Origin of the sequence: Pseudomonas sp. SID14000 (assembly GCF_002165135.1) — a bacterium.
Classification (GTDB): Bacteria; Pseudomonadota; Gammaproteobacteria; order Pseudomonadales; family Pseudomonadaceae; genus Aquipseudomonas.
Genome location: NZ_NFZQ01000007.1, coordinates 47,341 through 61,607, shown reverse-complemented (window position 1 = coordinate 61,607; position 14,267 = coordinate 47,341). Strand labels below are relative to the sequence as shown.

At 63.6% G+C, this 14,267-nt stretch carries 14 protein-coding genes; 1 reads left to right on the top strand and 13 read right to left on the bottom strand.

What is annotated here, in order from left to right; genetic code table 11:
* Positions 1-72 precede the first annotated feature (72 nt).
* From CAY82_RS12120 to CAY82_RS12095, 6 genes are all read right to left on the bottom strand, one after another.
* Complete coding sequence (locus CAY82_RS12120; RefSeq protein WP_015269209.1) at positions 73-711, bottom strand: protein-L-isoaspartate(D-aspartate) O-methyltransferase; 639 nt, start codon at positions 709-711, stop codon at positions 73-75.
* A gap of 35 nt (positions 712-746) precedes the next feature.
* On the bottom strand, positions 747-1,496 hold the full coding sequence (gene surE, locus CAY82_RS12115) for a 5'/3'-nucleotidase SurE (protein ID WP_025337991.1): 750 nt from the start codon (positions 1,494-1,496) through the stop codon (positions 747-749).
* Positions 1,484-2,542, bottom strand: coding sequence for a tRNA pseudouridine(13) synthase TruD (truD, locus tag CAY82_RS12110; RefSeq protein WP_087501415.1), 1,059 nt, complete (start codon positions 2,540-2,542; stop codon positions 1,484-1,486). Before truD ends, surE begins: the two co-directional genes overlap by 13 nt.
* Positions 2,539-3,012, bottom strand: coding sequence for a 2-C-methyl-D-erythritol 2,4-cyclodiphosphate synthase (gene ispF, locus CAY82_RS12105; RefSeq protein ID WP_087501414.1), 474 nt, complete (start codon positions 3,010-3,012; stop codon positions 2,539-2,541). Before ispF ends, truD begins: the two co-directional genes overlap by 4 nt.
* 370 nt (positions 3,013-3,382) lie before the next feature.
* Positions 3,383-4,237, bottom strand: a complete 855-nt coding sequence (gene fghA, locus CAY82_RS12100) for an S-formylglutathione hydrolase (RefSeq protein ID WP_087501413.1) — start codon at positions 4,235-4,237, stop codon at positions 3,383-3,385.
* Between the two features lie 8 nt (positions 4,238-4,245).
* Positions 4,246-5,358 carry an S-(hydroxymethyl)glutathione dehydrogenase/class III alcohol dehydrogenase gene (locus CAY82_RS12095; protein ID WP_016712915.1) on the bottom strand — a complete coding sequence of 371 codons (1,113 nt, stop codon included), beginning with the start codon at positions 5,356-5,358 and terminating at the stop codon, positions 4,246-4,248.
* A 107-nt stretch (positions 5,359-5,465) separates the two neighbouring features.
* On the opposite strand from CAY82_RS12095, the gene CAY82_RS12090 reads away from it, so the two are divergent.
* Positions 5,466-6,362 carry a LysR substrate-binding domain-containing protein gene (locus tag CAY82_RS12090; RefSeq protein WP_087501412.1) on the top strand — a complete coding sequence of 299 codons (897 nt, stop codon included), beginning with the start codon at positions 5,466-5,468 and terminating at the stop codon, positions 6,360-6,362.
* A gap of 132 nt (positions 6,363-6,494) precedes the next feature.
* On the opposite strand, the gene ispD is transcribed toward CAY82_RS12090, so the two are convergent.
* From ispD to accA, 7 genes are all read right to left on the bottom strand, one after another.
* A complete protein-coding gene (gene ispD / locus CAY82_RS12085) occupies positions 6,495-7,202 on the bottom strand; it encodes a 2-C-methyl-D-erythritol 4-phosphate cytidylyltransferase (RefSeq protein ID WP_087501411.1) in 708 nt (235 codons plus the stop codon).
* Entirely contained in the window at positions 7,199-7,480 is a 282-nt protein-coding gene (ftsB, locus tag CAY82_RS12080; protein ID WP_004375443.1) for a cell division protein FtsB, read from the bottom strand. The genes ispD and ftsB overlap by 4 nt, the downstream gene beginning before the upstream one ends.
* A gap of 168 nt (positions 7,481-7,648) precedes the next feature.
* Positions 7,649-8,938 (bottom strand): phosphopyruvate hydratase, encoded by a 1,290-nt coding sequence (gene eno / locus CAY82_RS12075; protein WP_013971266.1) that lies wholly within the window; start codon positions 8,936-8,938, stop codon positions 7,649-7,651.
* A 153-nt stretch (positions 8,939-9,091) separates the two neighbouring features.
* The gene (gene kdsA / locus CAY82_RS12070; RefSeq protein ID WP_087501410.1) at positions 9,092-9,937 is read right to left on the bottom strand and encodes a 3-deoxy-8-phosphooctulonate synthase; all 846 of its coding nucleotides are present in this window, start codon (positions 9,935-9,937) and stop codon (positions 9,092-9,094) included.
* Between the two features lie 3 nt (positions 9,938-9,940).
* Positions 9,941-11,569 (bottom strand): CTP synthase, encoded by a 1,629-nt coding sequence (locus CAY82_RS12065; RefSeq protein WP_087501409.1) that lies wholly within the window; start codon positions 11,567-11,569, stop codon positions 9,941-9,943.
* Positions 11,570-11,838: 269 nt separating this feature from the next.
* Positions 11,839-13,122, bottom strand: coding sequence for a tRNA lysidine(34) synthetase TilS (gene tilS / locus CAY82_RS12060; protein WP_087501408.1), 1,284 nt, complete (start codon positions 13,120-13,122; stop codon positions 11,839-11,841).
* A gap of 139 nt (positions 13,123-13,261) precedes the next feature.
* Positions 13,262-14,209 carry an acetyl-CoA carboxylase carboxyl transferase subunit alpha gene (accA, locus tag CAY82_RS12055; protein WP_087501407.1) on the bottom strand — a complete coding sequence of 316 codons (948 nt, stop codon included), beginning with the start codon at positions 14,207-14,209 and terminating at the stop codon, positions 13,262-13,264.
* Between the last annotated feature and the right edge of the window lie 58 nt (positions 14,210-14,267).

Sequence of the window (14,267 nt, the reverse complement as noted above, 5' to 3'; positions counted from 1 at the left end):
CAGATAGACAGGGTGTTGCCGCAAGAATTCGGTGCTGGCGCAAAAATATCGCGTAGCTCGAACCAGCAGCGTTCAGGCCAGCGGACCATTGAGCAGCGGTACGAAGCGCACGGCCCCCAGCACGCGGCGGGAGAATCCATGCTCCTCGCGCACGATCAGCATCAATTGCTGGGTTTCGCCGGCAGGCCCCACCGGAATCACCATACGGCCACCGGGTGCCAGCTGGTCGAGCAGTGCCTGCGGCACTTCCGGTGCCACGGCGGTGACGATGATGCCGTTGTAAGGCGCCAGCGCCGGCCAGCCCTCGCAACCGTCGCCCCAGCGGAACACCACGTTGCGCAGGTTCAGTTCCACCAGGCGCTCCTTGGCCCGGTCCTGCAGCACCTTGATGCGCTCCACCGAGAACACCCGCTCAACCAACTGGGCCAGGATCGCCGTCTGGTAGCCCGAGCCGGTGCCGATCTCCAGCACCTTGTCCAGTGGCCCGGCCTCGAGCAGCAGCTCGCTCATGTGGGCAACCATGAACGGTTGCGAGATGGTCTGGTTGTGGCCAATCGGCAGCGCGGTGTCTTCGTAGGCGCGATGCGCCAGCGCCTCGTCGACGAACAGGTGGCGCGGTGTGCGTCGGATCACGTCGAGCACCTTGGTGTTCGAAACGCCCTCTTCGCACAGGCGCTGGATCAGCCGCTCCCGGGTACGCTGGGAGGTCATGCCGATGCCACGCCGCAGCATATCGTCCTCGCGCATCAGAGCAGGCCCTCCAGCCAACCGTCGAGCTGCTCGAAGGCATCACTGAAAGTGCGGTCGAGCTGCAGCGGAGTGATCGATACATAACCTTGCATCACCGCGTGGAAGTCGGTGCCCGGGCCGCCGTCCTCGGCATCCCCGGCCACGGCGATCCAGTAGCCTTCCTTGCCGCGCGGATTGACCACCTTGGTCGGCGCCGCCGCCCGCGCCCGGTGACCGAGGCGGGTGAGCTGGATGCCACGAATGTGCTCCAGCGGCAGGTTGGGGATGTTGACGTTGAGTACGGTGCGTGGCGGCAAGGCCAGACGCGACTGCGCCTCGACCAGGCGGCGGGCGATATGGGCTGCAGTCGGCAGGTTGTCCGGCTGGCGCGACAACAGCGAAAACGCCAGCGAGGTACCGCCGAGGAAACGGCCTTCCAACGCGGCCGCGACCGTGCCCGAATAAAGCACGTCGTCGCCCAGGTTGGCACCGAGGTTGATCCCCGACACGACCATGTCCGGCGCCTGCGGCAACAGCCCATTGAGCCCCAGGTGCACGCAGTCGGTCGGCGTGCCGTTGAGGCTGATGAAGCCATTGGCCAAGGTCTGCGGATGCAGTGGCCGGTCCAGCGTCAGCGAACTGCTGGCGCCGCTCTTGTCTTGATCCGGGGCAATCACCACGCACTCGGCGTAATCCGCCAGCGCAGCGTGCAGCGCGGCGATGCCGGGTGCGGTAACACCGTCGTCGTTCGAAATCAGAATACGCATGAGCTGTCCGTCTGCCCCGCCGACACCAGATCCACGACTTCACGCACCACCACGGTGGCGAAGCATCCGGCCGGAAGGACGAATTCCAGTTGCAGGATATCAGGCTCGGGATAATGCCACGTAAGGCCGCCAATAGGGAGCCGCAGAATACGTCGTTCGTGATCCATGCCCGCCTGGGCCAACCACTGGCAAAGTGCCGGCTGACGCGCGCCGACGGCGTTTTCCAGCTGTGCGGTGGCACCGGCGGCCGGCGAATCGCCCTCGCCCCACATCGGGCCGGTCGGGTGCAGGTCGAGAATCGCCAGACGCGGGTCGGCACATTCCGCCTCACCCGCCAGGAAGAAGCTGCGACTGTCGGTGAACGCCAACAGGTCGCCCACCTGGGCCCGCGCCCAGCTGCCATCGGCGACACGTGCCGCCAACAGCTGGTTGAACAGGTAGCTGCGCCCGGCCGACAGCAGCCTCGAGCGCACATTGCGCTGCTCGGGCAAGGCCTTGCGTGTGGCCCAGTCGAGCGCGTCGTGAACGTTGCCGCCACCGTGGCCGAAGCGCTGGGTGCCAAAATAGTTGGGCACACCTTGCTGCTTGAGCTGTTCCAGGCGCGCATCTACCGCCTGGTGATCAGCAGTCAGGGCAGTCAGGCGCAGCGTGAAGCCGTTGGCCGAATGCGCACCGCGCTGCAGCTTGCGCTGGTGACGCACCTGCTTGAGCACGCGCAGGCTGGCATCTTCGGCACGCGACAGGTCCGGGTCGGCCTTGCCCGGCAGGTGCAGGCTGAACCACTGGCGGGTCAGCGCCTGGCGGTCCTTGAGACCGGCGTAACTGATCGTGCGCACCGGCACGCCAGCAGCACGGGCCAGGCGGCGGGCGGCCTCTTCGGTGTTCAGGTCACGCTTCTCGACCCATAGCCACAGGTGCTCGCCCTGGCCCGACAGCGGGATGTCCAGCACTTCGTCGACCTGGAAATCTTCGGCCACCGCCTTGAGGACGGCGGTACCCAGTGGTTCGCCCGATGCGCGCGGCCCCAACAGTTCCAGTTCGGTCATGCTGGCAGCAACAGGGCTACCGAATGCACGGCGATGCCCTCCTCGCGGCCAGTGAAGCCCAGCTTCTCGGTAGTGGTAGCCTTGACGTTGACCTGGTCGAGTTCGACCTGCAGGTCTTCGGCGATCCGCTGGCGCATGGTCTCGATGTGCGGGGCCATCTTCGGCGCCTGGGCGACGATGGTGGCGTCGATGTTGCCAACCTTCCAGCCCTTGGCCCGGACGATGCCGACCACATGGCGCAGCAGCACGCGGCTGTCGGCACCCTTGAACTGCGGGTCGGTGTCGGGGAAGTGCTTGCCGATATCACCCAGCGCTGCCGCTCCAAGCAAGGCATCGCTCAGAGCATGCAGCAACACGTCGCCGTCGGAGTGGGCCAGGAGGCCGTATTTGTGGGGGATACGCACCCCGCCCAGGGTAATGAAATCACCGTCGCAGAAACGGTGCACATCGTAGCCGTGGCCAATACGCATAGAAAAACGCCCTGAATGAGTCAGGGCGTGATTCTACCTGCTTTTGAGGCATTGGGGCTGGGGTGATTGGCACTGCATTGTCTGCACCTGTGGGATCGAGCGCCGCCCGCGCGGCGCTTCGCGGGACAAGCCCGCTCCCACATTTGTTGCAACGTGGCCATGCCTGTGGGAGAGGCGTTGTCCGCCTTGGTGCATGACTTGAGACAGATGGGACGGCAGCAGCGCCAGTCGAGTAATCGGGCCAGGGCAACCAGGCTGGCGACCATGGCCTGACAGGTTCGGCACGTTGCAACAAATGTGGGAGCGGGCTTGCCCCGCGAAGCGCCGCGCGGGCGGCGCTCGATCTTGCAGGCACCCCAAATGCTACGCCTTACACCCGCCCCAAGGCCACCGCATGATGACGCAGATGCTCCTCGATGAAGCTGGCAATGAAGTAGTAGCTGTGGTCATAGCCAGGCTGCAGGCGCAAGATCAGTTCATGCCCCCCTTTGCGTGCCGCCTGCTCCAGGGCTTCAGGCTTGAGCTGCTTCTCGAGGAAGTCGTCGCGGTCACCCTGGTCCACCAGCAATGGCGGACACTCGCCGGCCGGGGTCTCGGCCAGCAGCACGCTGGCATCCCATTCGCGCCAGCGCGCACGGTCTTCACCCAGGTAGCGGCTGAAGGCTTTCTCGCCCCACGGGCAATCCATCGGATTGCTGATCGGCGAGAACGCCGACACCGACCGGTAGCGCCCCGGATTGCGCAAGGCGCACACCAGCGCGCCATGCCCACCCATGGAGTGGCCACTGATGCTGCGCTCGCCCGAGGCCGGGAAGTGCGCCTCGATCAACGCAGGCAACTCCTCCACTACATAGTCGTGCATGCGGTAGTGCTGGGCCCAGGGCTGCTGAGTGGCATTGAGGTAGAAGCCGGCACCCAGGCCGAAGTCCCAGGCGCCGTCCGGATCGCCCGGTACCTGCTCGCCACGCGGGCTGGTGTCGGGGGCGACGATGATCAACCCAAGCTCCGCGGCCAGGCGCTGGGCGCCGGCCTTCTGCATGAAGTTCTCATCGGTGCAGGTGAGGCCGCTAAGCCAGTAGAGCACCGGCAGCTTCTCGCCCTGCTCGGCCTGCGGCGGCAGGTAGACGGCGAATATCATGTCGCAGCCCAGCACCTTGGAGTGATGCCGGTAACGCTTGTGCCAGCCGCCGAAGCTCTTCTGGCAGGAGATGTTATCCAGGCTCATGGCAAACCTCAGAAGTGGATCACGCTGCGGATGCTCTTGCCTTCATGCATCAGGTCGAAGGCCTTGTTGATGTCTTCCAGGCCCATGGTGTGGGTGATGAAGGTATCCAGCGGGATCTCGCCCTTCTCGGACATTTCCACGTAGCTTGGCAGCTCGCTGCGGCCACGCACGCCGCCGAACGCAGAACCACGCCATACACGACCGGTGACCAGCTGGAACGGACGGGTGGCGATTTCCTGGCCGGCACCGGCCACACCGATGATCACCGACTCGCCCCAGCCCTTGTGGCAGCACTCCAGCGCCGCACGCATCAGTTGCACGTTGCCGATGCACTCGAAGGAGAAGTCCACGCCGCCGTCGGTGAGGTCGACGATCACTTCCTGGATCGGGCGGTCGTAGTCTTTCGGGTTGATGCAGTCGGTGGCCCCCAGCTGGCGGGCGATTTCGAACTTGGCCGGGTTGATGTCGATGGCGATGATGCGCGAGGCCTTGGCCTTGACCGCACCGATGACCGCCGACAGGCCGATACCGCCCAGGCCGAAGATGGCCACGGTGTCACCCGGTTTGACCTTGGCGGTGTTAAGCACCGCGCCGATACCGGTGGTGACGCCACAACCCAGCAGGCAGACCTTTTCCAGCGGCGCTTCTTTCTGGATCTTGGCCACGGAGATTTCAGGCAGCACGGTGTATTCGGAGAAGGTCGAGGTACCCATGTAGTGGAACAGCTGCTGGCCCTTGTAGGAGAAGCGCGTGGTGCCGTCCGGCATCAGGCCCTTGCCCTGGGTGGCGCGAATGGCCTGGCACAGGTTGGTCTTGCCCGAGAGGCAGAACTTGCACTTGCCGCATTCCGGGGTGTACAGCGGAATGACGTGGTCACCAACGGCGACCGAGGTAACGCCCTCGCCTACCGCTTCGACGATCGCGCCACCTTCGTGGCCGAGGATCGACGGGAAGATGCCCTCCGGGTCGGCGCCGGACAGGGTGTAGGCATCGGTGTGGCAGACACCGCTGGCGACCACGCGCAGCAACACTTCACCGGCCTTGGGCATGGCCACGTCGACTTCGACGATTTCCAGGGGTTTCTTGGCTTCGAAGGCTACGGCAGCACGGGACTTGATCATCAAAGGTCTCCAGACGGTGGGTCGATTCTGTCTGGCAGTGTAATTCACCGTCTTTTGATGAATAATCCAAGCAAAGACAAAACATTATTGCCACACAGGGATAATCAATGAGTAGCCGCTGGGAAGGCATCGACGAATTCGTCGCCGTGGCCGAGTCGGGCCAGTTCACCGCGGCCGCCGAACGCCTGGGGGTTTCCTCGTCGCACATCAGCCGGCAGATCGCCCGGCTGGAGGAACGGCTGCAGACGCGCCTGCTGTACCGCAGTACCCGGCGGGTGACCCTGAGCGAGGCGGGGCAGACATTTCTGCAGCACTGCCAGCGCCTGCAGGATGGCCGCGAGGAAGCCCTGCGCGCCATAGGTGACCTGGCCAGCGAACCCAAGGGGTTGCTGCGCATGACCTGTGCGGTGGCCTATGGCGAGCGCTTCATCGTGCCGCTGGTGACGCGGTTCATGGCGTTGTACCCGCAGTTGCGGGTGGATGTGGAACTGAGCAACCACACCCTCGACCTGGTGCATGAAGGCATGGACCTGGCCATCCGCCTGGGCCGGCTGGCCGACTCGCGACTGGTGGCAACCCGTCTGGCGCCCCGGCGAATGTACCTGTGCGCCTCACCGGCCTACCTGGAACGTTATGGTCGGCCACACAGCCTGTCGGAACTGGCGCGACACAATTGCCTGGTGGGCAGCTCGGACTTGTGGGCGCTGCAGCAGGACGGCCGCGAGATCAGCCAGCGAGTGCAAGGCAACTGGCGTTGCAACAGCGGCCAGGCGGTGCTGGACGCTGCGCTGCAGGGGATGGGGTTGTGCCAGCTGCCGGATTATTACGTGCTGGAGCATTTGAACAGCGGCGCGCTGGTGTCGTTGCTGGAGGCGCACCAGCCGCCGAACACGGCGGTGTGGGCGCTATATCCGCAGCAGCGGCACCTTTCGCCGAAGGTGCGGCGGTTGGTGGATTACCTGAAGGAAGGGTTGGCGGGGCTGCCGGAGTATCGGCAAGGCTGAAGCGGCGTGTTGGCTGTGCCGGCCTCTTCGCGGGTAAACCCGCTCCCACAGGTACAGCGCAAACCTGAAGGGATGTGCGATACCTGTGGGAGCGGGTTTACCCGCGAAGAGGCCGGCACAGGAACAAGAAATTCAGCGGCGCCCTGCCCAACGCTGGCGCAACCACTCCAGGTCTTCCGGCCGGGTCACCTTGATGTTGTCACTGCGCCCTTCGACCAGCCGTGGCGCCTGGCCAGACCACTCGATGGCAGAGGACTCGTCAGTCACCAGCACATCCGACACCAGGCATTCGGCCAGCGCCCGATGCAAAGCCCCCAGTCGGAACATCTGCGGCGTATAGGCCTGCCAGATGGTGCTGCGGTCTACGGTGGCGCCCACCCGGCCATCGGCATTGGCCCGCTTGAGGGTATCGCGCGCCGGCACCGCCAGCAGACCACCCACCGGGTCGTCCGCCAGCGCCGACAACAGCTTGTCCAGATCGCTGCGCGCCAGGTTCGGTCGCGCGGCATCGTGCACCAGCACCCAGTCGCTGTCCGCTGCCCCTTGGGCATGCAGCATCAGCAAGGCATTGAGCACCGAATCGGCACGCTCGCGGCCACCCGACGCACGCTGGATGCGCGGGTCGCTGGCGCAGCGCAGGCGAGGCCAGTACGGGTCGTCTTCGGCAATGCTGACCACCACGCCCTTGAGCATCGGGTGGCCAAGAAAACAGTCGAGGCTGTGCTCGAGAATAGTCTGCCCGGCCAGCTCCAGGTATTGCTTGGGGCGGTCGGCAGCCATGCGGGCACCAACGCCCGCAGCAGGGATAACGGCCCAGAAGGCCGGTAACGTTTCGATCATTTTTGTGGCAACTGGAAGAGGGTTTCACCCTCTTTGACCATTCCCAATTCGTGGCGAGCCCGTTCTTCAACGGTCTCCATACCTTTTTTCAACTCCAGCACTTCGGCATCGAGCACGCGGTTGCGCTCGAGCAAGCGCTCGTTTTCGGCATGCTGCTCGGCAATCTGCTGCTTCAGCTCGGTCACTTGCGCCAGGCTGCCGTTACCCACCCACAGGCGGTATTGCAGGCCACCCAGCAGCAGGAGCAGGACGAGGAACAACCAATAGGGACTGCGCATCACGTTATCCAGGTTAAAAAGGCTGCCGGGTACTTTTTACTTCGGGGCCTCGAATAGCACGAAGCCTGGCCGAGGCCAGGCTTCGTCGACAGAAACCCGTTGGGATGTAGGAAAGATCAGTACGAACGTTCCTACAACTCCGGCTGCTGTCTTTTTACCATCTCTTGCTTAGCCGCGAAACTCGGCACGACCGCGGTAAACCGCTTTGGCACCCAGTTGCTCTTCGATGCGCAGCAGCTGGTTGTACTTGGAAACGCGGTCGGAACGGCACAGCGAGCCAGTCTTGATCTGGCCAGCAGCGGTACCCACGGCCAGGTCGGCAATGGTCGAATCTTCGGTTTCACCGGAACGGTGCGAGATCACCGCGGTGTAGCCAGCAGCCTTGGCCATCTGGATGGCTTCCAGGGTTTCGGTCAGCGAGCCGATCTGGTTGAACTTGATCAGGATCGAGTTACCGATGCCCTTCTCGATACCTTCCTTGAGGATCTTGGTGTTGGTCACGAACAGGTCGTCGCCAACCAGCTGCACCTTGGCGCCGATCTTGTCGGTGAGGATCTTCCAGCCAGCCCAGTCGGACTCGTCCAGGCCGTCTTCGATCGAGATGATCGGGAAGCGCTCGGTCAGGCCTTTCAGGTACTCGGCAAAGCCTTCGGCGTCGAACGACTTGCCCTCGCCGGACAGGTTGTACTTGCCGTCTTCGTAGAACTCGGAAGCTGCGCAGTCCAGGGCCAGGGTCACGTCGGTGCCCAGCTTGTAGCCGGCTTTTTCAACGGCTTCGGCGATGGCGCCCAGGGCATCTTCGTTGGAAGCCAGGTTAGGAGCGAAACCACCTTCGTCACCAACGGCGGTGTTCAGGCCACGGGCCTTCAGCACGGCCTTGAGGTGGTGGAAGATTTCGGTACCCATGCGCAGGCCATCAGAGAAGGTCTTGGCGCCAACCGGCTGAACCATGAATTCCTGGATGTCGACGTTGTTGTCGGCATGCTCGCCACCGTTGATGATGTTCATCATCGGTACCGGCATCGAGTACTGGCCCGGGGTGCCGTTCAGGTTGGCGATGTGCGCGTACAGCGGCAGGTCCTGGTCCTGGGCAGCGGCCTTGGCGGCAGCCAGGGAAACGGCCAGGATGGCGTTGGCGCCCAGCTTGGCCTTGTTCTCGGTACCGTCCAGCTCGATCATGGCGCGGTCCAGGGCCTTCTGGTCGGCAGGGTCCTTGCCCAGCAGCAGGTCACGGATCGGGCCGTTGATGTTGGCGACGGCCTTCAGCACGCCCTTGCCCAGGTAACGGCTCTTGTCGCCATCACGCAGCTCCAGCGCTTCGCGCGAGCCAGTGGAAGCACCGGACGGCGCGCAGGCGCTGCCGATGATGCCGTTGTCGAGCAGTACATCGGCTTCCACGGTGGGGTTGCCACGCGAATCGAGAACTTCACGACCTTTGATGTCGACGATTTTTGCCATTGTTGTAAGCACTCCAGAATTGACGAAAACAACTTAGCTTAGGAAATTCTTGCCGTTCACCGGGCGGACTTGCAGTGGGCAGGCCAGGTGAAGGGAACCCCTGACCGACTGGTCAGGGGCGGATCGGACGGTACTTTACCCGAGAATTGAGCTTTACGCGGTTTCTACCGTCGGAAAACTTTTCACCAGGTCGTCCAGTTGCTTGAGCTGGGCCAGGAACGGCTCCAGCTTGTCCAGGCGCAGAGCGCATGGACCATCGCATTTGGCATTGTCCGGATCGGGGTGGGCTTCGAGGAACAGCCCGGCCAGGCTCTGACTCATGCCAGCCTTGGCCAGGTCGGTAACCTGGGCGCGGCGACCACCGGCAGAGTCGGCACGACCACCCGGCATCTGCAGGGCGTGGGTCACGTCGAAGAACACCGGATACTCGAACTGCTTCATGATCCCGAAGCCGAGCATGTCTACCACCAGGTTGTTGTAGCCGAAGCTCGAACCACGCTCGCAGAGGATCAACTGGTCGTTACCGGCCTCTTCGCACTTGGTCAGGATGTGCTTCATTTCCTGGGGTGCGAGGAACTGGGCCTTCTTGATGTTGATCACCGCGCCGGTCTTGGCCATGGCCACCACCAGGTCGGTCTGCCGCGACAGGAAGGCCGGCAGCTGGATGATGTCGCACACCTTGGCGACCGGCTCGGCCTGGTAAGGCTCGTGCACGTCGGTAATGACCGGCACGTTGAAGGTGCGCTTGATCTCTTCGAAGATCTTCAGCCCTTCTTCCATGCCCGGGCCCCGGTAGGACGTCACCGACGAACGGTTGGCCTTGTCGAAGCTGGCCTTGAACACGTACGGGATACCGAGCTTCTCGGTCACCCGCACGTACTCTTCGCAGACCTTCATTGCCAGGTCACGGGACTCCAGAACGTTCATGCCGCCGAACAGGACGAACGGCTTGTCGTTGGCGATCTCGATGTTACCGACGCGAATGATCTTCTGGGTCATTGATCAGGCCTTGTTCTTCTGAGCCAGGGCTGCCTTGACGAAACCACTGAACAGCGGGTGGCCGTCACGCGGGGTCGAGGTGAATTCCGGGTGGAACTGGCAGGCGACGAACCATGGGTGATCCTTGGACTCGACCACTTCCACCAGCGCGCCGTCTTCGGAACGGCCGGAAACCACCAGGCCGGCGTCGACCAGTTGCGGCAGCAGGTTGTTGTTCACTTCGTAGCGGTGACGGTGACGCTCGGTGATAACGTCCTTGCCGTAGCATTCGTGCACCTTGGAACCGGCAATCAGCTGGCAGTCCTGTGCGCCCAGGCGCATGGTGCCGCCCAGGTCGGAGGCTTCGCTGCGGGTTTCGACGGCACCGGTGGCATCGGCCCACTCGGTGATCAGGCCGACTACCGGGTGGCCGCTATTGCGGTCGAACTCGGTGGAGTTGGCATCTTTCCAGCCCATCACGTTACGGGCGAATTCGATCACGGCAACCTGCATGCCCAGGCAGATACCCAGGTACGGCACTTTGTTCTCGCGGGCGTATTGCACCGCGGTGATCTTGCCTTCCACGCCGCGCAGGCCGAAACCGCCCGGAACCAGGATGGCATCGGCACCTTCGAGCAGGCTGGTGCCCTGGTTCTCGATGTCTTCCGAGTCGATGTAGCGCAGGTTGACCTTGGTGCGGTTGGTGATGCCGGCGTGGCTCATCGCTTCGATCAGCGACTTGTAAGCATCCAGCAGCTCCATGTACTTGCCGACCATGGCGATGGTCACTTCGTGCTCAGGGTTGAGCTTGGCATCGACCACCTTGTCCCACTCGGACAGGTCTGCGCCATTGCACTGCAGGCCGAAGCGCTCGACGACGAAGTCGTCCAGGCCCTGTGCGTGCAGCACGCCCGGGATCTTGTAAATGGTGTCGACGTCTTCCAGCGAAATCACCGCACGCTCTTCAACGTTGGTGAACAGCGCGATCTTGCGACGCGACGAGGCATCGACCGGGTGGTCGGACCGGCAGATCAGCACATCAGGTTGCAGGCCGATGGAGCGCAGCTCCTTGACAGAGTGCTGGGTCGGCTTGGTCTTGGTCTCGCCAGCGGTAGCGATGTACGGGACCAGGGTCAGGTGCATCAGCATGGCGCGCTTGGAGCCCACTTCGACGCGCAGCTGGCGGATGGCCTCGAGGAACGGCTGCGACTCGATGTCACCCACGGTACCGCCGATTTCCACCAGGGCCACATCGGCATCGCCGGCGCCCTTGATGATGCGACGCTTGATTTCGTCGGTGATGTGCGGGATGACCTGGATGGTCGCGCCCAGGTAGTCACCACGACGCTCCTTGCGCAGTACGTGCTCGTAGATGCGGCCGGTGGTGAAGTTGTTGTTCTGGGTCATGGTGGTGCGGATGAACCGCTCGTAGTGGCCCAGGTCGAGGTCGGTCTCGGCGCCATCGTGGGTGACGAACACTTCACCGTGCTGGAACGGGCTCATGGTGCCCGGATCGACGTTGATGTACGGATCCAGCTTGAGCATGGTGACCTTCAGGCCCCGCGCTTCCAGGATGGCCGCCAGGGAAGCCGAGGCAATGCCTTTCCCCAATGAAGAAACAACACCGCCCGTGACGAATATGTAGCGCGTCATGAAAAACCCTAGAAGTCTGCGTTAAGGCGGCCAGCGCCGCCGGAGAAAGCGAAGGAAGGCCGAAGCCCCCGATCACCTGCGTCAATCACAGTGCATCCCGAAAAACTGCCGCGTCTGTACAGACCAGGGGTATCCCCGGCATGGAGCTCGCTCGTCATTTTAAGAATCAGCCCAGCAAAAAACTGCTTGGTAATCGGCAACTACTGTGTTTTCGCGGAACCCACAGAAGCTGTATCAAGAAGGGAGGGTAGTCTACCCGAATGTACCCTTCAGCTCAAACCTTGCGCGTTCGTCGGCAATTGCCAATGCAGCTGGCAATCCGCCTGCACCAGCCCGGGCAGGTTGGCCACCGCCAGCAGGCGCTCGTCCTGATACAGCAATGGCAGGCGCGGACGCAGGAAGAGCGGCACCTGCAACTCGTTGAGCAGGCGCTTCAGGTCACGTCGGCCACGGCCTGGGAGATCCAGTACTTCACCGCCCTGGCGGTAGGTGATGCGCAAGCCGCCCGGCGGCGGCGCGCCAGCAAGACGCACACTGCCGTTACCCGGCAACGGCAAAGGCTCGGCAGGATCGACCCAGGCCAGTTCGCCGGCGGGCAGCTGCAACCAGTCGCCGCTCAACCACCAGATGCGCCCATGACTGCGCAGCAATTGCCCATCGCCAAGCTGCCAGACGGGCTGGGCATCAGCGGCGGCATCGCGCAGGTCCGCCCAGCCGGTCCAGTGCCGGGTGTCGGGCAGGCGCGTGCGCCGGCTCAGCCAGTATTGCAGGGCGTTGCGCTGGCGGGCCGGCGACAGTGCCACCAGAGTAGCCAGGTCGAGGGAGTCCAGCCCCGGCCAAGCCACCGGTGCGCCCACCTCGGCGAGCGCTAGGTCATCCTGGGCCAACTCGTCCAGCAGGCCCAAGGCTTCGCCCAGGTGCTCGGCGGTGCGGGCGAGGTTCTGGCTGGCTTGCGGCCACCGCTGCTGAAGTACCGGAAACACTTCGCCGCGCAGGTAGTTGCGGGCAAATCGTGTGTCAGCGTTTGACGGATCTTCGACCCAGACCAGCTCATTGGCCTGGGCGTAATCCTGCAGTTGCTGGCGGGAACAGCCCAGCAATGGCCTGGCCAGGCTGCCCTGCCCGAGCGCCCGCTGCCCCGGCATTGCTGCCAGGCCGCGCAGGCCGGCGCCGCGCAGCAGACGGAACAGCAGGGTTTCGGCCTGGTCGTCGCAGTGCTGACCGGTGAACAGGATGTCACCCGGGCCGAGGGTTTGCCTGAAGGCAGCATAACGGGCGTCGCGGGCGGCCTGTTCGAGACTGGCGCCGGGAATGACCTGGACGTGGATGACCTGGAGTTCGATACCGAGATTGTCGCAGACCGTCTGGCAGTGGACGGGCCAGGCGTCGGCGACGGGTTGCAGACCGTGGTGGACGTGGATGGCGCGCAGCGCAGGCGATGCGTGATTGCGGGCGTAGTCGGCCAGCAGGTGCAGGAGGACGGTGGAGTCGAGGCCGCCGGAGAAGGCGATGTACCAGGTTGGGGCGTTGAGCCAGGGGGTGAGGTTGATCATTGGGGCCTCACATGGCTTGAGATTGCCGGGGGTGCTTTGCACCCCTTTCGCGACACAAGGCCGCTCCTACAGGGGATCGCGTAATCCTGTAGGAGCGGCCTTGTGTCGCGAAAGGGCCGCAAAGCGGCCCCAGGGCATGTCAGATACCGTAGCTCATCAGGCGATCGTAACGACGAGCCAGCAGCGCGTCGTGGTCGAGCTTGCCGAGCATGTCCAGCTGCTGTACCAGGTCGGCACGGATACTTTCCGACATCTTCGCCGGGTCACGGTGGGCGCCGCCGAGCGGTTCCTGGATGACCTTGTCGACGATGTTCAGGCTCTTCAGCCGCTCAGCAGTGATGCCCATGGCCTCGGCCGCATCAGCTGCCTTGTCGGCGGTCTTCCACAGGATCGAGGCGCAGCCTTCCGGCGAGATCACCGAGTAGGTGGAGTACTGCAGCATGTTCAACTGGTCGCACACGCCGATGGCCAGTGCACCGCCGGAACCACCCTCACCGATCACGGTGGCGATGATCGGGGTTTTCAGGCGCGCCATCACGCGCAGGTTCCAGGCGATGGCCTCGCTCTGGTTGCGCTCTTCGGCGTCGATGCCCGGGTAGGCGCCCGGGGTGTCGATGAAGGTCAGGATCGGCATCTTGAAGCGCTCGGCCATTTCCATGAGACGGCAGGCCTTGCGGTAGCCTTCAGGGCGCGGCATGCCGAAGTTGCGGCGTACCTTCTCGCGCACTTCACGGCCCTTCTGGTGGCCGATGACCATGACTGGCTTGCCGTCCAGGCGCGCAGTACCACCAACGATGGCGGCGTCGTCGGCGAAGTGGCGGTCACCGTGCAGCTCTTCGAACTCGGTAAAGATGTGCTCCAGGTAGTCCAGGGTGTAAGGACGACGTGGATGACGGGCCAGGCGGGCGATCTGCCAGCTGGTCAGGTTGCCGAAAATGCTTTCGGTCAGGGTGTTGCTCTTGTCTTGCAGACGGGCAATTTCATCGCTGATGTTCAGCGAGTTGTCGTTGCCTACCAGGCGCAGGCCTTCGATCTTGGCTTGCAGGTCGGCAATCGGCTGTTCGAAATCGAGAAAATTCGGGTTCATAGTCATCCGTCTTGGGTCTACGGCCAGGCGGCCGGCCGGTTGATCCGTTTGGCGCCCT

What these genes read in the sequence shown, in the direction of transcription:
- CAY82_RS12120 (WP_015269209.1), bottom strand. Translation starts at nt 711, where the DNA reads ATGACCTCCCAGCGTACCCGGGAGCGGCTGATCCAGCGCCTGTGCGAA.
- surE (WP_025337991.1), bottom strand. Translation starts at nt 1,496, where the DNA reads ATGCGTATTCTGATTTCGAACGACGACGGTGTTACCGCACCCGGCATC.
- truD (WP_087501415.1), bottom strand. Translation starts at nt 2,542, where the DNA reads ATGACCGAACTGGAACTGTTGGGGCCGCGCGCATCGGGCGAACCACTG.
- ispF (WP_087501414.1), bottom strand. Translation starts at nt 3,012, where the DNA reads ATGCGTATTGGCCACGGCTACGATGTGCACCGTTTCTGCGACGGTGAT.
- fghA (WP_087501413.1), bottom strand. Translation starts at nt 4,237, where the DNA reads ATGAGCCTGGATAACATCTCCTGCCAGAAGAGCTTCGGCGGCTGGCAC.
- CAY82_RS12095 (WP_016712915.1), bottom strand. Translation starts at nt 5,358, where the DNA reads ATGATCAAGTCCCGTGCTGCCGTAGCCTTCGAAGCCAAGAAACCCCTG.
- CAY82_RS12090 (WP_087501412.1), top strand. Translation starts at nt 5,466, where the DNA reads ATGAGTAGCCGCTGGGAAGGCATCGACGAATTCGTCGCCGTGGCCGAG.
- ispD (WP_087501411.1), bottom strand. Translation starts at nt 7,202, where the DNA reads ATGATCGAAACGTTACCGGCCTTCTGGGCCGTTATCCCTGCTGCGGGC.
- ftsB (WP_004375443.1), bottom strand. Translation starts at nt 7,480, where the DNA reads ATGCGCAGTCCCTATTGGTTGTTCCTCGTCCTGCTCCTGCTGCTGGGT.
- eno (WP_013971266.1), bottom strand. Translation starts at nt 8,938, where the DNA reads ATGGCAAAAATCGTCGACATCAAAGGTCGTGAAGTTCTCGATTCGCGT.
- kdsA (WP_087501410.1), bottom strand. Translation starts at nt 9,937, where the DNA reads ATGACCCAGAAGATCATTCGCGTCGGTAACATCGAGATCGCCAACGAC.
- CAY82_RS12065 (WP_087501409.1), bottom strand. Translation starts at nt 11,569, where the DNA reads ATGACGCGCTACATATTCGTCACGGGCGGTGTTGTTTCTTCATTGGGG.
- tilS (WP_087501408.1), bottom strand. Translation starts at nt 13,122, where the DNA reads ATGATCAACCTCACCCCCTGGCTCAACGCCCCAACCTGGTACATCGCC.
- accA (WP_087501407.1), bottom strand. Translation starts at nt 14,209, where the DNA reads ATGAACCCGAATTTTCTCGATTTCGAACAGCCGATTGCCGACCTGCAA.